Source organism: Sphingomonas sp. NFR04 (assembly GCF_900114095.1).
Taxonomy (GTDB): Bacteria; Pseudomonadota; Alphaproteobacteria; order Sphingomonadales; family Sphingomonadaceae; genus Sphingomonas.
In genome coordinates, this window is sequence record NZ_FORV01000010.1 from 86,273 (window position 1) to 111,826 (window position 25,554).

Below are 25,554 nucleotides of genomic sequence, written 5' to 3' on the forward strand. Positions count from 1 at the left end.
TCTAATTCGTTGCCGCGGGACTTAGATCCGCGCGATCGAGGCGTGGATCGGCAGCAGCGCGGCACCCAGCGCCGATCCCGCGCCGCCTAATTGCGAGATCTCGATCGGATAGCGGCCGCGCTCGCTCGCCGTGACATGATCGCCCCAGGTGATCGCGCGGCGGTTCAGCCGCTCGGCCAGGCCGTGCATGATCGGCGCGGGCAACGGGCTCATCAGCCGGATCGCGCCGGGATCGAGCCACGCCAGCGCCGAGTTGATCGTCTGGAGCAGCTGGTCGGCGGCGCGCTCCTGCCAGCCCTCGACCACGGCTTCGTAGCCGGGGATCGCCTCCTCGAAGTCCGCGAGCGACTGCACCGGGCAGCCCGCCGCCTGCAGCGTCGCGATCAGGTCCAGCGTGGTCGGGCGCGGCCGGTCGCCGGGGTAGAACATGCCGATTTCCCCTGCCCCGCCGGACTCGCCGCGCATCAGCCGCCCTTCATGGACGATCCCCGCCCCGACGCCGTGGCCGAGCAGGAGCACCACCGCCGTCGTGCAGCGCCGGATCAGCCCGCCCAGATAATATTCGGCGAGCGCCGCCGCAGTCGCGTCATTCTCGATCCACACCGGCAGCCGCAGCGTCTCCTCGAAGATCGTCCGCAGCGGCGCGTCCTTCCAGCCGGGGAGGTTGCGGACGACATGCCAGCGATTGCCGTCGCGCGACAGCGCCGGGCCGGGCACGCTGAAGCCGACGCCGTAGAGCCGGCTCCCCAGCAGGCGATGCTCGATGGCGAGTTCGTGGATCCGCCGGTCGACATGCCGGGCGAAGGAGGGCGCATCGGTGGGGGCGATCTTCTCCGAGGTGAGCGACACCACGCCCCCGGCATAATCGACCAGCGCGAGCTCCAGCAGCCCGGCATAGATCGCCACGCCCACGGCATAGCCCCCCGCCGGCGAGATCCGCAGCGGCACGGTCGGCCGCCCGCGTCCCGCCAGCGGCGCGGCCGGGAGTTCCTCGATCAGTGCCTGGCCGATCAGCGTCCTGGTCAGCTTCGACACTGCGGCGTTGCTGAGCTGCAGCGTCTCGGCCAGCGCGGTACGCGGCTGGGGGCCGTGCGTGCGCAGAAGCCAAAGCAGGCGCTTCTCTTCATCCAGCAGGGTAAGCGGCGGGTGTCTCATCTTCGGTAGCCTGTATCCGCCCGGCACGGTGCGCGCGATTTATTTTCTCAGAAATAAATAAATCTGTCATCGACCCCGCGCATCGGCACGTCCAAGTTCAGAACAACTCGGGGGAACGATCCGATGAAGAAGCACCATTTCGCCGCCGGCTGCGCGTTGCTCGCGCTGAGCCTCGCCGCCGCGCCCGCCTTCGCGCAGACCAGCGACACGCCCGCCGCCGATCCGGCCCAGGCCGAGGCGGATACCGGCGGCGACATCATCGTCACCGGCTCGGCGCGCGCGCAGCGCCGCTTCGACGTCTCCTATGCGATCAACTCGCTGAGCCAGGCCGACGTCCAGAAGATCGCGCCGAAGAGCTTTGCCGATCTGCTCGGCACCGTGCCCGGCATCCAGGTCGAGGCGACCGGCGGCGAGGTGCAGAACATCACCCGCATCCGCGGCATCCCGACCGACCGCGGCTATCTGATCTTCCAGCAGGATGGCCTGCCGCTCTACCACGAGATCGACGGCGTCTTCTTCAATTCCGGCGAAGGCATGAACCGCTACGACCTGATGACCGAGCGGGTCGAGATCGTTCGCGGCGGCCCGGCGCCGATTTATGCGAGCAGCGCGGCGGCGATCGCCAACAACATCACCGTCTCGGGCGGCCCGGTTGCGCGCGGCAAGGCGCAGGTGACGCTGGGCGATACCGGCCTCTACCGGCTCGATGCGATGCAGTCGGGCCCGCTCAGCGACAACACCTATTACGCGATCGGCGGCTTCATCCGCCAGCATGACGGCTATCGCTATGGCGGCTTTCCCAGCGACAAGGGCGGCCAGATCCGCGCCAACATCAAGCGCCAGCTGAGCAACGGCACGCTCAAGATCTCGGCCGAATATGTCAACGACCACAACGTCTTCTATCTGCCGATCCCGACCAACGATCCGCGCAATCCGGCGGTCTCGCTCAACAAGTATATCGACTATTTCGAGGGGACGCTGAACTCGCCCTCGCTGCGCAACGTCAACATCAAGTATCGCGACGGTTCGGGCGCGCTGCAGAGCATGACCCGCGACCTCTCCAACGGCCGCCACATGCGCTTCTTCAACGCCGCGATCGACTATGATGCGGACTTCAACGGCTGGCAGGTCTCCGCCAAGATCGGCGGGACCAAGGGCAAGTCGAGCTTCGACGCCTTCTACTCGACTACCAACCCCGCCGACGCCACGACCTTCGCCGCCGGCTATCTGACCGCAGCGCGCACCGCCTTCGGCCCCAATGTCGCGCGGCTCGGCTATGCGTTCGCGGGCACCAACGGCGCGTCGGTCTATGACCCGTCGACCGCTTCGGGGCTGATCCTGTCCGGCCAGTATCGCGCGTCGGAATCGGATTTCTACTCGGTCCAGGGCGATCTCAGCGTCACCCGCAAGTTCGAGACCGGCATCGGCAGCCACGACGTGCGCGTCGGCGTGTACAGCGCCTTCTACGGCAACACGCTGCTCCAGGCCTATCAGGACATGCTGATCGAGCTGCGCAGCCAGCCGCGCACGCTGGACCTGCTCGCCTATTCGGCGACCGGCCAGGTGCTCGGCTCGGTCACCCAGAACGGCGTGCTGCGCTACACCACCACGCTCAATCAGGGCGAGGGCGACGCCCAGATGATCGCCTTCTATGCCAACGACACCTGGGAGATCACCCGAGGTCTTCGCGTCGATGGCGGCATCCGCACCGAGATGTACGATTACAAGGGCATCGCGCTGCCGACCACCCAGGTGAATCTGGGCGACGCCACCACCCTCGCCGACGACACCACCCGCGCTTTCACCGGCCAGGTGCTCGACCAGCGGCTCAAGCCCAAGGCGACCAACTGGACGGTCGGCGTCAACTACGACCTCAACGGCCATTTCGGCGCCTATGGCCGCATCTCGAACCTCGAAGTGCCGCCGCAGCTGGGCGTGGTGACCGGCATCAACGCCACGATCATCAAGACCAAGGCGCGCCAGTATGAGGTCGGCCTCAAGGCCAGCTTCGGTCCCAACTATCTCTACGCCACCGGCTTCTACACCAAGTTCAACCCGTTCAACGCCTCGTTCGCGGCGTTCAACCCGCTGACCGGCCGCAACGATCAGACGCTGCCGTTCATCGGCGAGGCGTCGGTCAAGGGCGTCGAGGTCGACGGCCGCGTGTCGCCGATCCGCTGGTTTGCGCTCGATGGCTCGGTGACGTGGCAGAACCCCGAATATGCCAATCTGCAGAATACGTCGGGCGCGGATCCCAGCGCGGTGAACGGCAACCAGATCATCCGCGAGGCCAAGTTCTTCGGCAATCTGCGCCCGAGCTTCGACTTCGCGCTGGGTGAGCAGAAGGTCTCGATCTTCGGGCGCTACGAATGGGTCGGCAAGCGCTATGTCGACCTGTTCAACCGCACCGCGATGCCGGGCTACCAGACGATCGGCGGCGGCGCCTCGCTCGACTGGGGCGCGTGGCACTTCCAGGTGGTCGGCGACAATCTGTTCAACGCGCACGGCCTGACCGAGGGCAATACCCGCACCGACCAGTTCGCCGGCCAGGGCACATCCGAGGCGATCTATGGCCGCCCGCTGTTCGGCCGCAACTTCCGCCTCATCGTCAGCCGCAGCTGGTGATGCGGGCATTGCTCTCCTCTGCGGCGCTGGCGCTGACCGTGTTCGCTGCCCCGGCATCGGCGGCGGACGACGCGGTGATGGCGGCGCTGTCGGCGCGGCTGTTCCCCACCCTCGACGCTGCCGGGCACGACCTGGCGGCGCTCGAGCGGATCGCGCACGCGCCGGGGATGGAAAGCGTGCTGCGCGCACGGCGCGAGCGGCGCGCCGCCTGCGGACAGGATCTGGCCTGCCGGGCGCAGGCGCTGTTGTGGAGCGAGCCCGAAGCGGCCGCGCTCCGAAGTGCCGTGGCGGCCGAAAACCGGCTCCCTACGGCGGAGGATGGGCGTGCCGCGCAGCTCGATCGCGAGATCGCCGGCATCAACGGGATCGTGCGCATCTATGCGCTCGGCGCCACCCCGGCGACTGCGATCGACGGTCCTGGCCCGATCGCCCCGAAGGAAATCGCCGCCCGGCTCCAGGCGGCTGACTGGATTGCCGATATGCCGCGCGACGGATCGGCGCAGCGGCTCGATCCCAGCATCGACTATGTACTCGCGCTGCTCGACGCGAGCGACCGCACCGACGCGATCGGCCACGAGCCGCTGACCGGCGGCGCCAACGCTGCGCCGATGGCGCGCGCGAAAAGGCTGGACTGGAAGCGCTATCGCTACAGCGCCATGATCGTCACCGGCGTCGGCCCCGAGATCGAGGGCGAGCCGCTTAGCCCGTTCGGCAAATATCATCTCCGCCTCGCCGCGCGCCGCTTCGCGCAGGGCGACATCGCCTTCATCCTCGTCACCGGCGGCCGGGCGCACCCGCGCGCAACGCCGTTCACCGAGGCCGACGAGATGCGCAAGGCGCTGATCGCGCGCTACGGCATCCCCGCCGACGCCATCATCAGCGAGCCCTATGCCCGCCACACCACCACCAACCTGCGCAACGCCAGCCGCCTGCTCGCCGCCATGGGCGCGCCGATGCAGATGGAGGCGGTGATCGTCTGCAACCCGCTGCAGAGTGGTTATATCGAAAGCGCCAGGTTCACCGAGCGCAACGCTACCGAGCTCGGCTACCAGCCCGGCACGGTCGTCCGCCGCGTCTCGCCCACCGAACTCGTGTTCCACCCGTCGCGCGCGTCCGAGCGCGTCGACCCGCGCGATCCCCTCGATCCCTGAAAGGAACCGCCATGCGCCGCTTTGCCCTGGCCGCCGCCCTGCTGCTCGCCCCCGCCGTCGCCCATGCCTGGGGGCATACCGCGCACGCAGTGATCGACCGCGCGGCGATCCAGGCGATCCCGGAAACCGGCCCGACCTTCCTGCGCCGCTATGCGGACTATATCGCGACCTCGGCCACGCTGCCTGACAGCTGGCGCGGCGATTCCGAGGGCTTCTCGAAGATCGAGGAGGATCCCAACCATGGCTGGTTCCGCGAGCAGTTCGCCTTCCTCAAGCCGATCCCGCGCTCGCGCTACGCCTTCGTCATCGCGCTCTACAAGCACTATGAAACGATCAAGGACAGCGATCCCGCCACGGCCGTGCGGACCAATGTCCGCTGGACCGGCACCCTGCCCTATGCGGCGATGGAGGCCTATGAGCGGGTGATCGTCTGCATGCGCGCGATCCGCGCGGCGCAGGCAAGCGGCGGCGACACCGCGGTGCCCGAGCAGCACTGTGCCTTCGACGTGATCCGGCTCGGCCATTATATCGGCGACGGCGCCCAGCCGCTCCACGATTCGGTTAACTCGGACGGCTGGCTCGGGCCCAATCCGAACAACTATACCCGTGATCGCAGCATTCATGGCCGCTTCGAGAGCCGCTTCGTCGACGCGATCGGGCTGACCCCGGCCGACATCGCCTCGCGGATCGCCGCACCGGCGCACGAGCAGGGCGATATGTTCACCGCCGTGCTCGGCTTTCTCGACCAGTCGGGCGACCGGATGGAGCGCGTCTACCAGCTCGAGAAGCGCGACGGGTTCGCCAACGCCGCCGACCAGGACGTGCGCGCGCTGGTCTATGAACGCACCGCGGCGGGGGCGGCGATGCTGCGCGACATGCTCTGCCGCGCCTGGGCCGAGAGCGCGCGACCGCCTGCAAAGGTGACGCCGTCGCCGCTCGACTTCTCCAACCCGAAGTTCGATCCGGAAACCGGCTCCGCGCCCGCCTGACGCCGGGCCAGCGCGCGCAGCAGCCGCGCGTGCTGGGCATGGCCGAGGGTGAAGCGGCGCAGCAGCAGCATCGCCAGCAGCGCCCCCGCCAGCGGCACGCCGAGTCCCAGGCCGAGCATGCCGAGGCGGACCCCCGTCGGCTGGACTGCGCCGGGGATATAGCCGAGTGCGCCCAGCACCCAGCCGATCATCGCCGTCGACGCCGCCCCGCTCGCCTTCACCAGCACCAGGTAGAAGGCAAACAGACCGGTCTCATAGCGCCGCCCGTGCCGCCACTCGACGACGTCGACCGCGTCGGCGAGGAGCCCCCAGGGCAGCATGAACACACTCGCAAAGCCGAAGCCGATCAGCGCGGCGCCGGCCATCTGCCCCGTGGGCCAGGCGGTGCAGGCCGCAAAGAGCAGCAGGCCGGCGGCGCTCACGCCATGTCCCGCCGCGAGCAACCGGCTCTTGCCGAAGCGGTGGGTGAGCGCGGTCCAGGCGAGCACGCCGCCGAACTGCCCGACAGTCATAGCCCCCAGCAGCAGCGTCACCGCCCCCGGCCGCGCGATCACATAGGTCCCCAGATACATCAGCATCCGCCCAAAACAGGGCATGGCGAAGCCGGTGATCAGCGCCAGCGCCCCCATCCCCAGCACCATCGGATCGCGCAGCGGCACCGCGATGCGGTCGCCGCGGAGCGCGGTTGCGGCACCGCGCTGGCCGCCACAGGCCCAGACGCAGAGCAGCATCGTCAGCGCAAAGGCGAGCCCCGCCGCTATCCCGGTCAGCGCCAGCGCGCCGAACGCCCGCGCATGCCCGGCCTGCTGCACCAGCGGGGTCAGCACCGCCGCGATCGTCAGCGCGCTGGCGGTGCTGAAGAGCAGCCGATACCCCGAAACGCGCCCCCGCGCGCGGCTGTCGCGGCTTACCTGCGCCATCAGCGCATTGTGCGGCACGTCGACCACCGCATAGGCGCCGCGGAACACCAGGATCGCCGCTGCCAGCATCCAGCCCCGATGCAGCCCCAGCACGGGCATCGCATAGATCAGCGCGAAAGCGGCACCGCACGGGATCGCGGCAAAGGCGACCGCCCAGCGATAGCCCCGCCCCGCCGCCCGCCAGCGCAGCATCAGCCGGGCCGCGAGCAGGTCGAACACCAGGTCGCCGAGCAGCGCGAACAGCATCAGCCCCGCCGCGCGCGCGCCGTCCAGCCCCAGCACGTCGGTGAGCAGGAACAGGATCGTCAGGTCTGCGCCGCTGAACAGCAGCGCCTTGCCGAAATTGCCGGAGGCATAGGCCAGCATCCGGCCTTCTGTGGCGAGCGTCGCGATGGGAGCCTCGTTCCTGCAAAATCCTTGGCGATTCTGCGCTTAGGTCGGCTCGATTGCAGTTCGGCGACGCCCTCGCGTCAATAGGCCCAGTCCATCTGCAGCCAGAAGCGGCTGGTATCGGTCACGAAGCGGTCCGCCTCGTAGCGCGCATAGCGCACCGAAAGCTGAGTCTTGCGCAGCTTGGCGGTGGCGAGCAGGTTCCACTCGTCGCCATAATGCTGGTTCAGCCGGTCGCTCTGGTAGCGGTGCCACACCGCCTGCAGCGAGAGCGCGTCGATCCGCCCGAGCTTCTTCCAGCCATAGCCGCCGCCCGCATAGAAGTCGCGAACGCCGTTGGGCGGGGTGACCGTCAGCTTGTCCGCCCAGCCCTGGAACTTGAACACGCTGCCGAGCGGGGTCTGGAAGCTCGCGAGCGGCTGGCCGCCATCGGCGCCCAGCACTTCATAGCCGGTGTTGAGCGTCCAGCCGCGTACGTCCAGGGTGGCGTCGGCGAGCCAGTAATCTGCCTGGTAGCGGGTGGGATTGTGGTGATAGTCGGACTGGCGCGCCCAGCTCAGCTGGTAGCGCAGCTTGATCTGGGGCGCGATCGCGCGGCTGTCGACCAGCCGCACGCCATAGCTCTGGTTGGAGAGGCGGAAGCCCTGGACCTCGGCCTCGTCCTGGTCGACCAGATAGGCGAAACCGGTGAGCGTGCCGAGCGGGGTCGCCGCCCCGAGATTGGCGAAGACATTGTGGCCGCCCACCCCGCGCTGGCGGGCGCCCCGCCCGTCGGTGCCCCAGATGGTCCGCACGTCCCAGGCATAGGTGAGGTCGAGCTTGACGCCCTTCACCGGCACGATCTCGGTGCGGACGGCGTCGAAGGTCTGGGCGTTGTTGCGGAACTGCGCGTTGCCGACGAAGCGCTCGTCGTCGAGGGTGATCCGCTGGCGTCCGGCGGTGACGGTCAGCGGCGCCGAGCGATATTGCAGCTGGGCGCGGTAGATCGCGACATTCTCCGGATCGCCGATCGTCGGGCGATTGGCCGGCCCGTGCAGTCCGTCATGATAGTCGCCGACTACCGCGAGGTTGCCCTGCGCCTCGCCCAGCGCGACCCAGCGGCCGCGGGTCACTTCGGCACCGGCGCGGACGCGGATCGTCACGGCATCGGCGGTGTCGGCGAACTCGGCCTGGTCGAGATGCTCGTAGCGGGTGCGCGCCTCGACCAGCGGCTTGACGGTGACCTCTTGCGCGCACGCCGGCGCTGCGGCGGCAAGCGTCGCCGCGGTGGTGATCCAGAAACGCATACGTCCCCCTGTTGCGCGAGATGGCGGCGCTACCCGTCCCTGCACCCCCGTCCCAGTTACAAAGTTTGTCTGACCAAGGGTTTGCAGGTCAAGTTTGTGCAGAAGCCGGGGCGGAATTGCGCTAGCGAGGAATGGACAAACGGATGGGAGAGAGACGCATGAAGGCATGGAAAGCGGCGTTGATCGGCGGCGTGGCAGCCTGGATGCTGCCCGGCGCCGCGCTGGCGCAGGCAGGCGGCATGGTGGTCGCGACGCAGAGCGGCAAGGTGCAGGGCGCGACCGCGGATGGGGTCGCGAGCTGGAAGGGCATCCCCTTCGCCGCACCGCCCGTCGGCGCCCTGCGTTGGCGCGCGCCCCAGCCGGTCGCGGCCTGGAGCGGCGTCCGCCCTGCGACCGAATACAGCCATGACTGCATGCAGAAGCCTTTCCCCAGCGACGCCGCCCCGCTCGGCACCGCGCCCGCCGAGGACTGCCTCTATCTCAACGTCTGGAAGCCCGCAGCCGCCAAGGCCAGGCTGCCGGTGATGGTGTGGATCTATGGCGGCGGATTCGTCAACGGGGGCTCTTCGCCGCCCACCTATGCCGGTGCCGCCATGGCCAAGCAGGGGGTGCTGTTCGTCAGCTTCAACTACCGCGTCGGCCGGTTCGGCAGCTTCGCGCTGCCCCAGCTCAGCGCCGCGAATCCCGACGGACTGCTCGGCAACTACAACTTCATGGACCAGATCGCCGCGCTCAAATGGGTGCAGCAAAACATCGCGGCATTCGGCGGGGATCCGGCGAACGTGACGATCATCGGCGAGAGCGCCGGCGGCATGTCCGTCCATACGCTGGTCACCTCGCCGCTGGCGCGCGGGCTGTTCCACAAGGCGGTGGTGATGTCGGGCGGCAACGCCCAGACCGCGAAGAACGCGACGCTCAAGGATGCCGAGGCGATCGGCGAGAACCTCGCGCGGGCACACGGCATCGATCCGGCCGCGCCGGATGCGCTGGCCAAGCTGCGCGCGCTGAGCGCGGAGGAAGTGACCGACGGCCTCAGCATGATCGAGCTGTTCCAGCCCAAGCCCGGCCCGCGCACCTATGGCGGCCCGATGCTCGACGGCACGCTGCTGGTCGACCAGGAAAAGGCCTATGGCAGCGGCAACTTCGCGCGCGTGCCGATGCTGATTGGCGCGACCAGCGCGGACATGGGCGGCAAGACCGGCTTCATGATCGCCGGCGCGCGCGAGGCCAGCGCCCGCATCGCCGCGCAGAAGGTGCCGGTATGGGAGTATCGCTTCTCCTATGTGGCGGAGTCGGTCGGCAAACCCGGCGCCGGGCACGCCACCGACATCCCCTTCTTCTTCGACAATGCCGCGATCAAATATGGCACGGCCACCACGCCGCGCGACGTGCAGATGGGCAGGACGATCAGCGCCTATCTCGCCAACTTCGCCAAAAAGGGTGATCCGAACGGCGCCGGCCTGCCCGTCTGGCCGCGCTTCACTGCCAAGGACGACACGATCCTCGACTTCACCCCCGACGGCAAGGCGGTGGCGGGACGCGATCCCTGGGGGGCGGAGATCGATGCGGCGGCGTCCGGCACCAGGCCGTAAGCAACGGCGCAAAGGGGGCGCGTGATTGTGACTCGCAACTGGAACATGCAGCAATAACAGCCGCTTGGTGCTTTGACTTCCACCAACGCCGGAGCATGTTCATGTCGATTCTGGACCAGGCGATCGCCGCCATCACGCCCCCCGAAAGCGAACAGGATCGCCGCGAGGCGACCGCCAAGGCCGAGGCACTGGCGCGACCGGGCGACTGGCTGTCGCAGATCCTCGGCCATCATCGCGAGATCGAGGCGCAGTTCGAACGGCTCCGCACCGCCGCGCCCTCCGAGCGCATGGCCGAGCAGAAGCGTCTGGGGCTGCTGCTCACGGCCCATTCGATCGCCGAGGAAGTGTCGGTCTATCCCGCGCTCGCCGCCGATCACCAGGTCGGCCATGCCGAGCTCGCCTATCAGGAACAGTCGGCCGCCAAGATGGAGATGGGGCTGCTCGAGCGGCTCGACCCCTCGAGCCAGGACTATCACGACAAGCTCGAGCATATCCGCGGCGCGGTGCTCCACCACATCTATTCGGAAGAAGGCACCTGGTATCCGAAGCTGATCGAGTCCGCCGGCCCGGCCGATCAGGATCGCGCCACGTCGCGCTATGCCGAGGAATATGCCCGCTACATGGGGCAGGACAGCCAGCTCTTCACGCGCTGACCGTGCGCGGGGGTGGGGCACGCCACCCCCGGAACGGATCCCCGCTTCCGGCGGTTCTGCCCCTTGTTCCGGATCGGCAACAAGGGGAATCGCATGCGCGGGCGGTGGACTTCGGCGGTGCTGCTGCTCGTACTGGCCGGCTGTTCGGGCAATCGCGGCAGTGGGGCCCCGCCCCACGCCAAGGACCGGATCGAGGTAAAGCCCGAGCTCTCCACCCTCACTTTGCCGCTGGAGGCCAATCTCGACGACCTCGCGGCCACGCTGGAGCGCGCGGTGCCGCGCCAGCTCTGGGCGATCGACAAGCCGGACCAGCCCTGCGTGCAGCCGAAGAAGCTCGACCTCGGCATCGCCAAGGTGAAGACGCCCACCATCAAGTGCCGCATCGTCGGCGAGGTGACGCGCGGGCGGATGACGATCGGCGGCCAGGGCCAGGTGATCCGGCTGGCGATGCCGCTCCACGCCGTGGTCCGCGCCGAGGATATCGGCGGCATCCTCAAGCGCGAGACCGCGACCGCCGACGCGATGGCGCATGCGGTGATCACGCTGTCGCTCGGGCCCGACTGGAATCCGCGCGGCAAGATCGCCATCGACTATGACTGGGCCAACGTCCCCCATGTCGACATCCTCGGCCAGCGCATCGAGTTTACCGACAAGGCCGACCAGAAGCTGGCGCCGGTGATCGCGAAGCTGGAGCGCGAGCTGCCGGGCGAGCTGCAGAAGCTCGGCGTCCGCCAGAAGATCGAGGAGGCCTGGCGTTCGGCCTTCACCACCCTGTCGCTCAACCGCGAGAACCCGCCGGTATGGATGCGGGTGACGCCCAAGCAGCTCCGCTATGGCGGCTATGCGATCACCGGCAAACGGCTCGAGCTGCGGCTCGGCATGGAGGCGACCACCGAGACCTTTGTCGGCCAGAAGCCCACGGATCCCGCCCCCACCCCGCTGCCGCCGCTGCAGCCGCTGCAGGGCGAGACCGGCAAGGTCTCGCTGTTCCTGCCGGTTATCGCCGACTATCGCGAGCTGGAGCCGGTGCTGATGAAGGCGCTGGTCAAGCGCCAGGCGCGGCCGTTCGACGTCCCCGGCGTCGGCCCGGTGCGGGCCACGTTCGAGAAGGCGACGATCTACGGCACCAAGGGCGGGCAGATGGCGGTGGGCCTGCTGTTCTCGGCCGAGGACGTGGCGGGCAATATCGGCCGGACGCGGGGCACCGTGTGGCTGACCGCCACGCCGGTCAACCTGCCCAATTCGCGCAAGGTCGACTTCCAGAATCTCGGCGTCAGCGGCACCACCGACATGACCGGCGGCGACCTGATCCTCCAGCTGATGAACGCGCCGGGGATGAGCAGCTTCATCGCCGCCGCGCTCAGCCAGAATTTCGAGCGCGACTATGGCGAGCTGCTCGGCAAGGTCAGCCGCGCGATCTCCAGCCGGCGCGAGGGCGTGTTGCGCATCGACGCCAAGCTGGAGCGCACCCGCACGGGCACGCTCCAGGCATCGGGACAGGGGCTGTACCTGCCGGTCTGGGCCGAGGGCACGGCAACCGTGCGCCTCGCCAGCCCGACCTCAGGCGGAGAGAAACACCACGCCCGGTAGCGCCACGCCCTTGGCGGCGGTGCCGAGGCGACCGTCCGCGCCGATCGCCATCCGGGCAATATTGCCCGAGCGCTCGTTGGCGACGAGCATCTCGCCGTCACCCTCGCGCAGCAGGAACAGTCGCGGCCAGTGGCCACCCGACCCTGCATGCTGGAGCGGGGTCAACCCGCCGTCGCGCTGGATCGCGAATACCGCGATGCTGTCATGCCCGCGATTGGAGATATACAGCCGCGTGCCAGCGGCGTTCACCGCGATATGCGCGGCGGCCGAGGCGCCGGTGAAGCCGTTCGGCAGCGTCGAGAGCGTCGCCAGCGCGGCGAAGCGGCCATCAGGCAGCGCGCGCAGCACCGTCACCGTGTTGGCGAGCTCGGTGACGAGATAGGCGATCGGCAGCTTGGGATGCCGCGCGAGATGCCGCGGCCCCGCGCCCGACTCGGTGCGATAGGCGATGCTGGTGTCGACCGCACCGCCTGCGCCGAGCCGGTGGAGGAACACCGTATCGGCGCCGAGGTCTACGGAGTGCAGCTGGTCGGTGCCGGCAAAGCCCACCCAATGCGCGTGCGGCCCGGCCTGGCGCTCGCGATTGGGGCCGCTGCCCTCATGCTGGATGCGGCGCGCCTCGCCCGCCAGGCGACCGGTGCGATCCAGGTCGAACAGCGCGACGCTGCCGCTCGAATAATTGGCGACCGCGAGACGGCGGGCATCGGCCGAGAGTGCAGCATGGCAAGGATCTGCACCCAGCGTCGAGGCATTCCCCAGCTTGGCAAGACCCGCCGTGTACACGCCGACAGACCCTTGCGTCTGCTCGTCGAGCAGATAGCGCATGCCCGTCGTCGCCGAGCGGACGCCGAACGAGGCATTGCGGATCGTCGCGACCGGCGTGCCCGCCTGCCAGCCCTGCGCGCCGTGCGCCAGCGGCACCAGTCCGGGCCCGCCCTCGCTGGCATAGGTGCCGGCGATCAGCCCGCCGGTCGTGCGGGCGAGCAATGCGGTCGGGCAGGCGCCGAGCGCCACGGCGGCGCCGACCAGCGCGCGGCGCGTCAGCGGAAGTGCGGGAATAGTCATATCCTATTGAAGCCTTTCGGTTTCTTGCCGTCAACGCTGAACCTTCGCCGGTCTCGCGCGCTGAACCCGCTGCAACAGGGAGCTGCGCCATGACCGAAGACCCAAGCCGCCGCGATCTTCTGAAGGGTGCCGCTGCCGCCGGCGCCGCTACTGCCGCCGGTCCCGCCTTCGCGCAAGCCGCGAACGGCGGCCCGGCTCCCGATCCGCAGACCAAATATACCGACCAGCCCTTCCCCGAGCAGCGCCAGAAATGGCCCGCGCTCCAGCGCGAGATGCACCCGGTACCCGATTGCGGCGAGCGCAGCTATCGCGGTTCGGGCAAGCTGACCGGCCGCAAGGCACTGGTGACCGGTGGCGATTCCGGCATCGGCCGCGCCGCCGCCATCGCCTTCGCGCGCGAGGGCGCGGACGTGGCGATCAACTATTTTCCGACCGAGGAGCCCGACGCGCAGGACGTCGCCAAGCTGCTCCGCGCCGAAGGCCGCAAGGTGTTGCTGCTGCCCGGCGACCTCACCGACCAGGGCTTCTGCGTCGATCTTGTCGGCCGCGCCCACCGCCAGCTCGGCGGGCTCGACATTCTGGTCAACAATGCCGCCTATCAGCAATCCAAGGCGTCGATCGACGAGATCAGCTTCGAGCAGTTCGATCGCACGCTGAAGACCAATCTCTACGCGATGTTCTGGATCACCAAGACTGCGCTGCCGCTGATGAAGCCGGGTTCGGCGATCATCAACACCGCCTCGGTCAACAGCTTCGCGCCCGAGAAGGAGCTGCTCGACTATGCCACCACCAAGGGCGGCATCGCGATCTTCACCAAGGCGCTGGCCAAGCAGATGGCCAAGAAGGGCATCCGCGTGAATGCGGTAGCACCTGGACCGATCTGGACGCCGCTGCAGGTCGCTGGTGGCCAGCTGCCGGGCGAGATGGGCAAGTTCGGGCAGGACACGCCACTCGGCCGCGCCGGCCAGCCGGCCGAATTGGCGCCGCTCTACGTCGCGCTCGCCTCGAACGAGTTCAGCTACACCGACGGCAGTGTGTTCGGCGCCAATGGCGGCACCGGCGCGGTGTAAGGCGCCGGGGCCCCCGAAGCGGGGTTCTCTCCAACCCAGCCTCCGCTGGATCGCAAGTCGCATGTCGCCATCAGGCACCCGAAGCGCTCGTCGCCGCACGCGCTTCGGGTGCCTGCCGCCGGTAAGGGTTGATTAACCATAACCGCGAGCCGGCAATTAACCTTATCCCCTTAATAACCAAGACATTCCCAGATCGCGATCGAAGGAGCGGGGGGCGTGTCAAGCGTAACGAAACAGGCTTTGGCGGCAGGTGCCGCCTTGGCGATGGCCATGCTGGCCGCCTGTGATGGCGGCGGCGGTGGCGGTTCTTCCGGCGGACTGGTCTCCGCCCCACCTACCCCGGCACCGGCGCCCGTCGCCGCGACCGCACTTGACGATTCGGTGCGGCTTGCCCAGCAGGCGAGCTTCGGCCCGACGGTCGCGCTGGTCGACCGGATCCGTGCGCTCGGCGTGAACGGCTGGCTCGACGAGCAGTTCGCCGCAACCGGCAGCACCTATGGCGACCTCGCGGTCGACGTCCGCGCCGATTCCTGCGCATCGGGCGACACCGCCTGCTCGGCCCAGCGCTTCACCCGCTTGCCGGTGGCGATGCGCTTCTACGCCGATGCGATCACCGCGCCGGACCAGCTGCGCCAGCGGGTCGCGTTCGCGCTTTCGCAGATGATCGTCGCATCGGAAGCGGGGGTACGCTCGACCGCGGGCATCGCCGCGTTCAACCAGCTGTTCCTCACGGGCGCCTTCGGCAACTATCGCGACCTGCTGCTCGGTGTGACGCTCAATGCCTATATGGGCGACTATCTGGACATGGCGGACAGCCGGAAGGGCACGCCGTCCGAGAACTATGCCCGCGAGTTCCTCCAGCTGTTCACCATGGGCCCGGACCAGCTCAACATGGACGGCAGCCTCCAGCGCGACGCGAGCGGCGGGCCGATCCCCAATTACACCGCCGACGATATTCGCGACATCGCCCGCGCGCTGACCGGCTGGACCTATGCCCGCGTCGGCAGCGCGGCGGCAACCGACGGGCTGGCGATCGCCTATGCGCAGCCGATGATTCCTTCGCCGGCGCGCTATGACAGCGCCGAGAAGCGCTTTCTCGGCACGGTCGTACCCGCAGGTGCGGCGCAGCAGGCGAGCGTGACGGCGGTGGTCGACGCAGCGTTCAACCATGCTTCCACCCCGCCCTTCGTGGCGCGGCACCTGATCACCCATCTCGTCACGCCCAACCCTTCGCCCGCCTATATCAGCCGGGTCGCGGCGGTGTTCGCCAACAATGGCAGCGGCGTGCGCGGCGACCTGAAGGCGGTGGTGCGTGCGATCCTGACCGATGCCGAAGCACGTGGTCCGCAGCTTTCGACGCCGGGCAAGCTCAAGGAGCCGGTGCTGGCGATGACCAGCCTGGCGCGGGCGATCGGCTTCACCACCGACGGCTATGTCTTCCAGGTCCGCGATGCCACCTTCGGCCAGCCGGTGATGCGCGCGCCCTCGGTGTTCAACTTCTACCCGGACGACTTCCCGCTGCCCGGCAGCGCGACGCTCCGCAGCCCTGCCTCGAAGCTGCTGACCAGCGCCAACCAGTTGCGGCTGCACAATCTGGCCTATGACTGGACGGTGAGCGGCGACCCCAGCCGCGGCGAATATGCCGCGGCGGCGAGCATCCCCGGCACCTCGGGCACCGCGCCGGTCTGGGCCGATTGGGAAGCACTTGGCGACAATGTCGATGCGATGGTCGATCGCATCGACCTGCTGTTCTTCGCCAAGGGTCTCGCCAAGACCCAGCGCGACGCGCTGAAGGCGGCGGGCACGGCGATCACCAACGCCGATCCCAAGCTGCAGGCCCGCAAGCGGGCACAGATGATGCTCTACATCGCGGCGACCAGCCCGATGTTCCTGGTCGATCGCTGAGGAATTTCCCGATGACGCTTTCCCGTCGCGATTTCGTTCGCCTCACCGCCGGCACCGGCGCGCTCGCCGCACTAGGCCAGTTCGGCCGCACCGCCGCCATTGCCGCGCCCACCGGCAGCTACCGTGCCATGGTCGGCATCTTCCTGTTCGGCGGCAATGACGGCTGGAACATGGTGATCCCCACCGATGCCCGGCACAGCACCTATCTGGCATCGCGCGGCAGCGTCGGCATCCAGCGCGCGGCGCTGACGCCGCTGACCAACAGCGCCTATGCGCTCCACCCTGCCATGGACGCGCTGCGCCCGGTGTGGGACGAAGGATCGCTCGGTCTGGTGCTCAACGCCGGCACGCTGTTCGCGCCGCTGACCAAGGCGACCTACCAGTCGCGTACCGATCTGCGCCCCGCCAACCTGATGAGCCATGCCGACGAGCAGGACCATTGGCAGGGCCTGCGCGCGAAAGAGACCAGCCGCGACGGCTTCCTCGGCCGCATTGCCGACAAGATGCCGGGGGGCTCGCTGCCGCCGGTGATGTCGCTGGCCGGATCGACCGTGGCGGTGCTCGGCCGCCAGACCACCCCGCTGATCCTGCCGAGCACCGGCGGCCTGCCTGGCCGCAGCGGCTTCACCGCCGGCAGCAGCGCCAAGAACAGCGCGATCACCGCGCTGGGCAGCAATGGCGACGGCAGCGCCGTGCTCGACGGTGTCGCCCAGACGCTGACGCGCAACTATGACCAGGCAGCCACGGCCAACGGCATCCTCGCCGGCACTGCGCCGACCGACGCCTTCTTCGTCAACCCGACGACCGGTGCGGCGCTGACGAGCGACGTTGCGCGCCAGCTGATGGTCGTCGCGCGGATGATCGCCGCGCGCGGCACGCTGGGCCATGCCCGGCAGAACTTTCTGGTCAGCCAGGGCGGGTTCGACACCCATGCCGGCCAGGTGGGCGGCGGCACCAACGCAGCCGGTCTGCATGCCAACCTGCTCGGCGACCTCGCCAACGCCATGGCCGGCTTCCACAAGGCAATGGGATCGCTGGGACTGGCGGGCAACGTCACCAGCTTCACGATGAGCGACTTCGGCCGCACCTATCTGGGCAATGGCCAGGGCGGCACCGACCATGCCTGGGGCAGCAACCATCTGGTGATGGGCGGCGACGTCGCGCCCGGCGCGGTGCTCGGCAGCTATCCCGATCCGGTGCTGGGCGGCGCCGACGACATCACCAAGGAAGGTCGCTTCGTCCCCGGCGTGGCGCAGGAGGAATATCTCGGCGCGATCGCCCGCTGGCACGGCGTCGCCGATGCCGACATGCCCTATGTCTTCCCCAACTGGTCGACCTGGAGCAGCGCCGGGCGTGGGCCGCTGGCACTGTTCAAGCCCTGAGGCGCGAGTCGCGCATCGGTATCAGCGTTCGTCATCCCGGCGGAAGCCGGGATCCATTCGCCTATACGTCGCGGCAAGCGCCCAAACGGTGACCCCAATGGATCCCGGCTTTCGCCGGGATGACGCTGGGGGAGCAACGTTGGCGGGCATCCGGACCGTTACCGCTCCTCGTCGGGATAGGGGCCTTTGCCGCCTTCCTGGATGAACTGGTCGGTGCGCTGGTCGATCACGGTCAGCGGCACCGATCCGAGCTGCAGCATCGCATCGTGCCAGGCGCGGATGTTGAACTTCGGGCCGAGCGCCTTTTCCGCGCGGGCGCGGGCGTCGAGGAAGGCGAGCTCGCCCATGTAGTAGCTCAGCGCCTGGCCCGGCCAGGCGATGTAGCGATCGACCTCGGTCTCGATCTCGTGGTTGCTGAGCGCGGTGTTGTCGCGCAGGAAGGCCTGGGCCTGTTCGCGCGTCCAACCCATCGCGTGGATGCCGGTATCGACCACTAGCCGCGCCGCGCGCCACATCTGGTAGCTGAGCATGCCGAACTGGTCATAGGGTGTCTCGTACATCCCCATCTCGACGCCGAGCTTTTCCGAATAGAGCGCCCAGCCCTCGCCATAGGCCGAGAGATAGGTGTCGCGGCGGAAGGGGGGCAGCGCCTTGTTCTCGTTGGCCAGCGGCATCTGGAAGGCATGGCCCGGCGCGCTTTCGTGCAGGGTCAGCGCGGTCAGCTGGTAGAAGGGCCGCGACTTGAGGTCATAGGTGTTGACCAGATAGACGCCCGGGCCGCCGCGCCCGCCGGTGTAGAAGGGCGCCAGATCGTCGGGCACGGGGATGATCGCGAAGCGGCGGCGGGGCAGGTGGCCGAAATATTGCCCGGCCTTGCCGTCGAACTGCTTGGCGGCCCAAGCGGCGTGGTAGAGTAGCTCGCGCGGCGTCTTGGCATAGAATTGCGGATCGGTGCGCAGGAAGTTGAGGAAGGCCGGCAGGTCGCCGGCGAACTTCGCCTCGGCCTTCACCGTCATCATCTCGGCGCGGATCTTCGCCACCTCGCGCACCCCGACGGCATGCACCTGCTCGGCGGTCATGTCGCGCGTCACATATTCGCGGATCTTCGAGCGGTAATAGGCCTGGCCGTCGGGCAGCGTGGTCGCCGCGAGTTGGGTGCGGGCGCCCGGGATGTACTCGGTGCGCAGGAAGGTGAGCAGCTTCTGGTGCGCGGGCACCACCGCCTCGCGGATCGCCGCTGCGCCCTCGCGGCGCAGTTCCGCCTGCACCGCGGCGGGGATCGCGCCGGGAAACTTCTTGAACGGCGTGTAGAACAGATTCTCCTCGAGCGGCGCCTCGACCACCTGCGCCACGCCGATGTCGCGCCCGGTGAGCGTCACCTTGGGCGGGGTGAAGCCGCGGGCCAGGCCGGCGCGCATGTTGGCGATGTTCTGGTCGAAATAGCGCGGCATGTCGCGCAGCGTCTTGATGTAGGCGCGATACTGGTCCTCGCGGACGAAGGCGTCGCGCGCGGAGCCTGCGATGTCGCTCCAGAAGCTGCTGTCGGAGTTGAGCGGCTTTTCATAGTCGCGGAAGCGCTGGGCGGCGAGCAGCGCGTCGATCTGCCCCTTGTAGACCAGATAGTCGATCCGCCCCTTGGGGCTCAGCTTCGCCGGATCGATCGCGGCGAGCGCCTGCGCGGTCGCGGTCCAGCGCGCCAGCCGCGCCGCCTGCGCCGTGGGGCCGACATCGGGCAGGCCACCCTTGGCCGCGGGGCTGTCTTCGCCCGGGCCCTGCTGGTCGACCCGCCATTTATATTCGCTGTCGATCAGCGCCTTGAGCCGGGCGTCGGCGCTGACCGGCTTGGGCGCGGGTGCGGCGGCGAGCAGGGCGACGGAGAGGAGGAGAATGGGCTTCATCGGGTAAGGCTCGCTTCCAGCGCTAGAATGTCGGCATAGAGCTTGTCGGGGATGCGCACCCCCTCGGCAAGGCTGCGGCTGCGGGCGGCATAGCGGCGCGACGAGGGCAGCCGCGCGCCCTGCGCCTCGATGGCATCGAACATGGCGTCGGCGCGGGCGAGATGCTCGAGGACCGCGTCGCCGAGAAAGCCCGCCGGATCGATCGCGACGATCAGCTCGCCGCCGAGCGGGGAGGCCCCTGCCCCGCCGTCCGCGGCGATAGACTCCGCGCTGGTCAGGTCGCCGATCAGCGGTCCGGCGACCAGCTCGACCATCGCGGCGAGCGCCGAGCCCTTGTGGCCGCCAAAGGTGCGCATCGCACCGTCGAGGATCGCGGCGGGATCGATGGTCGGGCGACCTTCGGCGTCGATGCCCCATTCCTCGGGCACCGGCTTCCCCGCGCGGCGGTGCAGCTCGATCTCGCCGCGCGCGACCATGCTGGTGGCGAAATCGAAGACAAAGGGCGGCGCCGGTGCCGGTCGCGGCCAGCCAAAGGCGATCGGGTTGGTGCCGAACACCGGTCGCGTGCCGCCGGCCGGCGCGACCCAGGCGTGGCTGGGGGTGAAGGCCAGCGCGACCAGCCCCTCTTCGGCGAGCGCCTCCACCTCGGGCCAGAGCGCGGCGAAATGGACGATATTGTTGAGCGCCAGCGCCGCGATGCCGCAGGCGCGCGCCTTGGCAATCAGCGCGGGCTTGCCGACCTGGAACGCCAGCTGCGCGAACCCGCCCTTGCCGTCGACCCGCGCAAGCGCCCGTGCCGGCTCGGACAGGATCGGCACCGCATCGCGCACCACCTTGCCCTTGGCGATGGTATTGGCGGCGACAAGCAGCCGGTAGATGCCGTGCGAGGCGCAGCCGTCGCGCTCGCCCGCCACCATCGTCTCGGCGACAGCATCGGCATGGTCCTCGGCCAGGCCGGCCGCACGCAGCACCCGGCGGGCGAGTGCGCGGACGTCGTCCAGCGTCAGCGCGACGCCGCTCACGGCTTGGCGGTGAGCAGCACGACGCCGAACACCGGGCCGGCGGTGTTGCCGTCGTGGGGCACGAAGCGGACGCGGGCGCTCTTCTTGCCCTTGGTCAGTGCCTCGGGGAGCTTGTAGGTGACGTCGAAGAACTTGCCCGGCGCATCCTGCTCGCCGAGATGCTGGGTCACGATCTTCTGGCCGTCGATCAGGATGTCGAAGTCGCGGTCGCGCTCGCCGCCCCAATAGGTCGCCTGGAGCAGCAGCGGGCCGTCCTTCACCTTCATCGTGAAGTCGAACCAGCTGCCCGTGCGCGCGTCGCGTCCCTGCCGCCCGCGATAGGCGACCGGGAAGGAGGCGCCCTCGGTGCGCAGGTCATGGTCGCGCTCGGGCTGCATCTCGCCCAGATGCATCACGTCGACCGAGCGGGCGGCGATGTCCTTCAGCCGCGCCTGCTCGGCGAGGAAGGCGGCTTCCTCTTGCCGCCACTGCGCCTCGCTGAACCGCTTGAAATAGACCGCACTCCGGCGATCATATTGGCGGTAGAAAGGCACGAAGCGCAGGTCGCCCGGGCGCACCACGCCGCGCGTCTGAAAGATTGCCGGTTCGGCGGTCGGTGCGAAGCTGGCGAGCAGGTCCTGCCCGACCAGCGCTGGGTCGGCGCCCGTCCAAGGCGTCGCCGCCGCGCCGAGGTCGCCCGCCAGCACCATCGGACCGCGCAGCACCGCGACGACGCTGTCGTCACCCGGCGTGGCTTCGAGGCGCAGGTCCATCGGCAGCGTGATCGCCAGCGTGTCGCCCGCCTTCCAGCTGCGCGACACGAGCGCATAGCCGCGCTCGAACCGGGCACCGGCAGGTGCGCCGTTCACGGTCACGATCGCCTTGCCCGCCGCCCAGCCCGGCACGCGCAGCGCCACCGTGAAGCGGCCTGCCCGCGCCAGCCGCGCGAGCTTCAGCGTCGCCGTACCCTCGATTGGATAGGCGGTATCGAGCACGAACAGCGCGCCCTTCGCCTTCCAGTCGATCGTCGCGGGGATGTAGAGGTTGACCAGGAACGCGTCCGCGCCTTGCCAGAACGCCGCCTCGCCATGCTTGGCGTGGCTCTCCATCCCCGAGCCGATGCAGCACCAGAACTCCTCCGCCTCCGGCCCGGCGAATTCGCGCTTGGTGCCGCTCATCAGCGGCGTCATGTAGGTGAAGCCGCCGGTCTTCGGGTCCTGCTGCGCCATCACATGGTTGAGGTGGGCGCGCTCGTAGAAGTCGAACAGCGCGCCGTCGGGCTGCCAGGCATAGAGATGGCTGGTCAGCTTGAGCATGTTGTAGGTGTTGCAATGCTCGCAGGTCTGCTCGGTGATGTGCTGGGCGATGCTGTCCGGCGCGGTGAAATATTCGCGGTCGGCATTGCCGCCGATGACGTAGCTGTGATGCTGCGTCACCCGCTCCCAGAAGAAGCGCGCCGCCTTGGCGTCGCCCGCATCGCCGGTCAGCTCGTGGATGCGTGCCAGCCCGATCAGCTTGGGCACCTGGGTGTTGGCGTGGAAATTGGCGAGCTTGTCCTCGCCCGCCTTGAGCGGATCGAGCACGCGATCGTCGTAGAGCCGCTTGGCCACCACCATCCAGCGCGCGTCGCGGGTGCGGGCATAGAGCTCGGCGAAGCTCTCGTTGAGCCCGCCATATTCGCAGCCCAGCACCTGCTGCATCTGCGCGTCGTTCAGCGCGGCGAACACCCGCTCGAAATAGCCTGCCAGACCGAGCGTGACCTGCAGCGCCTGGGCATTGTTCCACCCGGCATGGACGTCGAGCAGCCCGGCGAACAGCTTGTGCACGGTATAGAGCGGCGACCAGGAGCCGTTGAGATCGAACCCGCTCGACTTGATCTCGCCACGCTGGATCTCCTGGAAGATCACTTCGCCGTCGACGATCTTGCCATCGCGTCGGCGCCCGAGCGCGCCGACATAGCCGGTGCCGCGCTTCGCCTGGGCCTCGGCCAGCTCGGCGACGATATAGTCGGCGCGGCGGCGGAGTTCGGGTTCGTCGGTCTGTTGCCAGCCGAGCACCAGCGCCGAGAGATAATGGCCGAGGGTGTGGCCGGCGATCGTGTCCTTCTCCCATCCGCCATAGATCGCGCCTTTCGGCTCCAGCCCGGCATAGAGGCGGAAATTGTGGAGCAGCCGATCGGGATCGAGCCGGAGCAGATAGCGCTGGTTAGCCTGCACCGCCGTGGCATAGTCCGACGGCGCAAGCTTGATCGCGGTGAGCGGCAGCGGGGTCAGCGTCTGCGGCAGCGCGGCCACCTCCCCTGCGCGTGCAAAGGCGGGTGCGGCCCCTGCGCCCGCCACGAGCAAGGCGCTTCCGGCGCTTGCCAGCATTTCCCGTCGCGTACGCCGCATCCTTCGTCCCCTCAATGATCGTATACGATCTACGGAGGCCGTTGCGGCGGGTCAAGCGCTTAGCCACGGCATAATATACCGTATAACATTATTGACCCCGTCGCCGTGGCATGGTCTATCCACGCGCAAGGGGGAACCTAGCAATGCTTCTACCAGCTCGGCTCGGCAGGACCAGCGCCTTGGCAGCATGGGCGCTGCTCGCGCCTTGCCTGGCGGCGGCGCAGCAGGACGCGCCGATCGAGGCTCGCTATGCCGCAGCCGATCGTTATCTGGGCGACGGGCTCGCCAAGCTGATCGTCGATCGCAGCCTGCGTGCAGGCTTCACCACCGACAGCGCCGGGATCGTCTATCGCCATGGTCCCGAAGGCGAGCGGATCGTCGCCTATTACGACCTCGCCACCGGCCAGTCCCGCGCGATCGCCCCGGAAGCGGCGATCGCGGCCGCACTCGCCAAGGCGCTCGACAAGCCGGTCAAGCCCGCCGCGCTGCCGATCGAGGAGGCGAAGGTCGAGGGCAGCGCGCTTCATTTCAGCGCCTTCGGCAAGCGCTGGACCTGGGTCGGAGACGGTACCCTCACCCCCGCGGCGAAGGGGGCGGTGGACGGCGAGGAGGCGCTCTCGCCCGACGGCCGCTTCCGTATCGTATCGCGCGATTTCAACCTCTACGCGGTCGAAGTGGCGAGCGGCCGCGAAGTCGCGCTGACCGAGGACGGCACCCGCGACCAGCCCTATGGGCGCGGCATCCCGGTCCTTGCCGACATCCTCGCCCAGGGCACCGAGGACCCGACCATGCCGGTATCGGTCCGCTGGTCGCCCGACAGCAAGCACATCCTCACCTGGCGGCTCGACACGCGCGACGTGATCCGGCTGGGCGTGGTCCAGGCGACCCCGCCCGGCACGATCTACCCGCGCACCTTCCGCTACATCTATCCGCTCGCCGGCGCCGAGAAGCTGCCCCAGGCGACGCGGCTGGTGATCGATGTCGAGCAGGCGCTGCGCCGTCGCAAGGCGCGGCTGGTCCCGCTCGCCATCCCGAGCGAGTCGCTGCTCTACCCCTATGATCCGGACATGAGCTGGGTGAACGGCCAGGTCCGCGCACAATGGACCGAGCGCGGCTACAAGCAGCTCGTCGTCTACAAGGCCGATCCCCAGACCGGCGCGGCGACGGTGGTCGCGCGCGAGGCGCTGACGCCCAGCGTGTCGGTCGTGTCGAGTTCGCTCCAGCCCGCGCCCGCGCTGGGCGGCGAACTCGTCGTCTCCGAACGCAGCGGCTGGGCGCAGCTCTATCTGGTGCGCCCCGACGCGCCCGAGGGCGGCATCCCGCTCACCCGCGGCGAGTGGGAAGTGATCGGCGTCGACCATGTCGATGCGGCGACGGGCGCGATCCTCGTGCGCGGGGTCGGCCGCGAGCAGGACCGCAATCCCTATTACATCGCGCTCTACCGGGTGGGCATCCACGGCGAACAGCCGCTGCTGCTCACCCCCGAGCCGGTGCAGCACGACGTGCAGGTGGCGCCCGACGGCAAGACCTTCCTCGATGTGCTGTCGACGCCGACGCAGCCGAGCCGAACCGTGCTGCGCAGTGCGACCGATGGCCGCATCCTCGCCGAGCTCGGCCATGCCGACCCCGCCGCGCTGCTCGCCAGCGGTTATCGCATGCCCGAGCCGTTCCAGGGCGTCGCGGCGGACGGCAAGACGCCGATCTACGGGATGATCTACCGCCCCGCGCGCTTCGACCCGAACCGCCGCTACCCGGTGGTCGACAATGTCTATACAGGGCCTACGACCACGCAGGTGCCGGTCAGCTGGACCGCTACGGTGGGTGCCCCCGGCTCGAGCGTCGCCCAGCTCGGCGCGATCGTGGTGATGATCGACGGGCGCGGAACCTCGCGGCGGGGGCGCGCCTTCCGCATGCATGCGTACCAGAATCTGGGCGAGGTCGGGCTCGACGACCATATCGCGCTGATCCGCCAGATGGCCGAGCGTTATCCCGAGTTCGACCTGTCGCGCGTCGGCGTGTTCGGTGGGTCGGCCGGCGGCTATGACGCCGCGCGCTTCGTGATCCGCCGCCCCGGCTTCTTCAAGGTCGGCGTCGCCTCCTCGGGCAACCACGACCTTCGGCTCGACAAGGCCTGGTGGCCCGAAACCACCATGGGCGCCGCCAGCCCCAACGACTGGGCGCGCAACTCGAACATGGTCGCCGCCCCCAATCTCGGCGCCAGGCTGCTGCTCATCCATGGCGACATCGACGACAATGTGCCGGTGACCGAAAGCTTCCAGCTCGCCACCGCGCTGATCTGGGCGGGCCGCGACGTCGACATGGTGGTGCTGCCCAACACCACCCATGCGGTCTACCAGCCCTATTTCTGGCGGAAGTTCCGCGATTATTTCGTCCAGCACCTGCTCGGCGAGGCGCCGCCGGCCGATATCGGCTTCGACACCCCCGCCTGGCACGAACAACTGCCGCTGCTGCGTCCCGAGAAATGAGGTTCC

General features: G+C 68.8%; 16 protein-coding genes and 1 pseudogene. 10 read left to right on the top strand and 7 right to left on the bottom strand.

All coding sequences use genetic code 11. The annotated features are described in order from the left end of the window. Window positions 1–21: 21 nt before the first annotated feature. Window positions 22–1,155: an ROK family transcriptional regulator gene (locus tag BM009_RS21285; RefSeq protein WP_093299447.1), complete on the bottom strand. Its 1,134-nt coding sequence runs from the start codon at window positions 1,153–1,155 to the stop codon at window positions 22–24. Between the two features lie 123 nt (window positions 1,156–1,278). On the opposite strand from BM009_RS21285, the gene BM009_RS21290 reads away from it, so the two are divergent. The 3 genes from BM009_RS21290 to BM009_RS23270 are packed head-to-tail and all read left to right on the top strand — an operon-like array spanning window position 1,279 to window position 5,920. Continuing rightward, on the top strand, window positions 1,279–3,780 hold the full coding sequence (locus BM009_RS21290; protein ID WP_093299450.1) for a TonB-dependent receptor: 2,502 nt from the start codon (window positions 1,279–1,281) through the stop codon (window positions 3,778–3,780). Beyond that, on the top strand, window positions 3,780–4,931 hold the full coding sequence (locus BM009_RS21295) for a YdcF family protein (protein WP_093299452.1): 1,152 nt from the start codon (window positions 3,780–3,782) through the stop codon (window positions 4,929–4,931). The genes BM009_RS21290 and BM009_RS21295 overlap by 1 nt, the downstream gene beginning before the upstream one ends. Before the next feature lie 11 nt (window positions 4,932–4,942). Continuing rightward, on the top strand, window positions 4,943–5,920 hold the full coding sequence (locus BM009_RS23270; RefSeq protein WP_368085950.1) for a phospholipase C/P1 nuclease family protein: 978 nt from the start codon (window positions 4,943–4,945) through the stop codon (window positions 5,918–5,920). A 56-nt stretch (window positions 5,921–5,976) separates the two neighbouring features. Here BM009_RS23270 and BM009_RS21300 read toward each other — a convergent pair. Together BM009_RS21300 and BM009_RS21305 are read right to left on the bottom strand one after the other, a co-directional pair. Further along, window positions 5,977–7,206, bottom strand: a pseudogene (locus BM009_RS21300) (MFS transporter); the annotation flags it as partial. Window positions 7,207–7,310: 104 nt separating this feature from the next. Beyond that, window positions 7,311–8,516 carry an alginate export family protein gene (locus tag BM009_RS21305; RefSeq protein ID WP_093299459.1) on the bottom strand — a complete coding sequence of 402 codons (1,206 nt, stop codon included), beginning with the start codon at window positions 8,514–8,516 and terminating at the stop codon, window positions 7,311–7,313. Between the two features lie 158 nt (window positions 8,517–8,674). Here BM009_RS21305 and BM009_RS21310 point away from each other — a divergent pair, with 158 nt between their 5' ends. From BM009_RS21310 to BM009_RS21320, 3 genes are all read left to right on the top strand, one after another. After that, window positions 8,675–10,108, top strand: coding sequence for a carboxylesterase/lipase family protein (locus BM009_RS21310; protein ID WP_093299461.1), 1,434 nt, complete (start codon window positions 8,675–8,677; stop codon window positions 10,106–10,108). A 101-nt stretch (window positions 10,109–10,209) separates the two neighbouring features. After that, on the top strand, window positions 10,210–10,761 hold the full coding sequence (locus tag BM009_RS21315; protein WP_093299554.1) for a hemerythrin domain-containing protein: 552 nt from the start codon (window positions 10,210–10,212) through the stop codon (window positions 10,759–10,761). Between the two features lie 93 nt (window positions 10,762–10,854). Beyond that, entirely contained in the window at window positions 10,855–12,351 is a 1,497-nt protein-coding gene (locus BM009_RS21320; RefSeq protein ID WP_093299557.1) for a DUF4403 family protein, read from the top strand. Here BM009_RS21320 and BM009_RS21325 read toward each other — a convergent pair. Then, the gene (locus BM009_RS21325) at window positions 12,322–13,416 is read right to left on the bottom strand and encodes a lactonase family protein (protein WP_093299463.1); all 1,095 of its coding nucleotides are present in this window, start codon (window positions 13,414–13,416) and stop codon (window positions 12,322–12,324) included. The two genes, BM009_RS21320 and BM009_RS21325, sit on opposite strands and share 30 nt — an antisense overlap. A gap of 89 nt (window positions 13,417–13,505) precedes the next feature. On the opposite strand from BM009_RS21325, the gene BM009_RS21330 reads away from it, so the two are divergent. The 3 genes from BM009_RS21330 (at window position 13,506) to BM009_RS21340 (ending at window position 17,773) form a co-directional block, all read left to right on the top strand. Continuing rightward, window positions 13,506–14,486 (top strand): SDR family oxidoreductase, encoded by a 981-nt coding sequence (locus BM009_RS21330; protein ID WP_093299465.1) that lies wholly within the window; start codon window positions 13,506–13,508, stop codon window positions 14,484–14,486. 216 nt (window positions 14,487–14,702) lie between these two features. Then, window positions 14,703–16,391 carry a DUF1800 domain-containing protein gene (locus tag BM009_RS21335; protein WP_139216707.1) on the top strand — a complete coding sequence of 563 codons (1,689 nt, stop codon included), beginning with the start codon at window positions 14,703–14,705 and terminating at the stop codon, window positions 16,389–16,391. A gap of 11 nt (window positions 16,392–16,402) precedes the next feature. Beyond that, window positions 16,403–17,773: a DUF1501 domain-containing protein gene (locus BM009_RS21340; protein ID WP_093299470.1), complete on the top strand. Its 1,371-nt coding sequence runs from the start codon at window positions 16,403–16,405 to the stop codon at window positions 17,771–17,773. 158 nt (window positions 17,774–17,931) lie between these two features. On the opposite strand, the gene BM009_RS21345 is transcribed toward BM009_RS21340, so the two are convergent. From BM009_RS21345 to BM009_RS21355, 3 genes are read right to left on the bottom strand one after another with little or no spacing between them, the layout of a single operon-like run. After that, entirely contained in the window at window positions 17,932–19,671 is a 1,740-nt protein-coding gene (locus BM009_RS21345; protein ID WP_093299473.1) for a DUF885 domain-containing protein, read from the bottom strand. Then, complete coding sequence (locus BM009_RS21350; RefSeq protein ID WP_093299475.1) at window positions 19,668–20,693, bottom strand: Ldh family oxidoreductase; 1,026 nt, start codon at window positions 20,691–20,693, stop codon at window positions 19,668–19,670. Before BM009_RS21350 ends, BM009_RS21345 begins: the two co-directional genes overlap by 4 nt. After that, entirely contained in the window at window positions 20,690–23,062 is a 2,373-nt protein-coding gene (locus tag BM009_RS21355) for a glycoside hydrolase family 127 protein (RefSeq protein ID WP_093299477.1), read from the bottom strand. Before BM009_RS21355 ends, BM009_RS21350 begins: the two co-directional genes overlap by 4 nt. Window positions 23,063–23,205: 143 nt before the next feature. On the opposite strand from BM009_RS21355, the gene BM009_RS21360 reads away from it, so the two are divergent. Next, complete coding sequence (locus BM009_RS21360) at window positions 23,206–25,548, top strand: S9 family peptidase (protein WP_175488165.1); 2,343 nt, start codon at window positions 23,206–23,208, stop codon at window positions 25,546–25,548. The last annotated feature ends 6 nt before the right edge of the window (window positions 25,549–25,554 follow it).

Excerpts from the sequence above, each read along its gene's own strand:
- BM009_RS21355 (WP_093299477.1), bottom strand. The coding sequence starts at position 23,062 with ATGCGGCGTACGCGACGGGAAATGCTGGCAAGCGCCGGAAGCGCCTTG.
- BM009_RS21290 (WP_093299450.1), top strand. The coding sequence starts at position 1,279 with ATGAAGAAGCACCATTTCGCCGCCGGCTGCGCGTTGCTCGCGCTGAGC.
- BM009_RS21320 (WP_093299557.1), top strand. The coding sequence starts at position 10,855 with ATGCGCGGGCGGTGGACTTCGGCGGTGCTGCTGCTCGTACTGGCCGGC.
- BM009_RS21330 (WP_093299465.1), top strand. The coding sequence starts at position 13,506 with ATGACCGAAGACCCAAGCCGCCGCGATCTTCTGAAGGGTGCCGCTGCC.
- BM009_RS23270 (WP_368085950.1), top strand. The coding sequence starts at position 4,943 with ATGCGCCGCTTTGCCCTGGCCGCCGCCCTGCTGCTCGCCCCCGCCGTC.
- BM009_RS21295 (WP_093299452.1), top strand. The coding sequence starts at position 3,780 with ATGCGGGCATTGCTCTCCTCTGCGGCGCTGGCGCTGACCGTGTTCGCT.
- BM009_RS21325 (WP_093299463.1), bottom strand. The coding sequence starts at position 13,416 with ATGACTATTCCCGCACTTCCGCTGACGCGCCGCGCGCTGGTCGGCGCC.
- BM009_RS21315 (WP_093299554.1), top strand. The coding sequence starts at position 10,210 with ATGTCGATTCTGGACCAGGCGATCGCCGCCATCACGCCCCCCGAAAGC.
- BM009_RS21340 (WP_093299470.1), top strand. The coding sequence starts at position 16,403 with ATGACGCTTTCCCGTCGCGATTTCGTTCGCCTCACCGCCGGCACCGGC.
- BM009_RS21285 (WP_093299447.1), bottom strand. The coding sequence starts at position 1,155 with ATGAGACACCCGCCGCTTACCCTGCTGGATGAAGAGAAGCGCCTGCTT.
- BM009_RS21305 (WP_093299459.1), bottom strand. The coding sequence starts at position 8,516 with ATGCGTTTCTGGATCACCACCGCGGCGACGCTTGCCGCCGCAGCGCCG.
- BM009_RS21310 (WP_093299461.1), top strand. The coding sequence starts at position 8,675 with ATGAAGGCATGGAAAGCGGCGTTGATCGGCGGCGTGGCAGCCTGGATG.
- BM009_RS21345 (WP_093299473.1), bottom strand. The coding sequence starts at position 19,671 with ATGAAGCCCATTCTCCTCCTCTCCGTCGCCCTGCTCGCCGCCGCACCC.
- BM009_RS21360 (WP_175488165.1), top strand. The coding sequence starts at position 23,206 with ATGCTTCTACCAGCTCGGCTCGGCAGGACCAGCGCCTTGGCAGCATGG.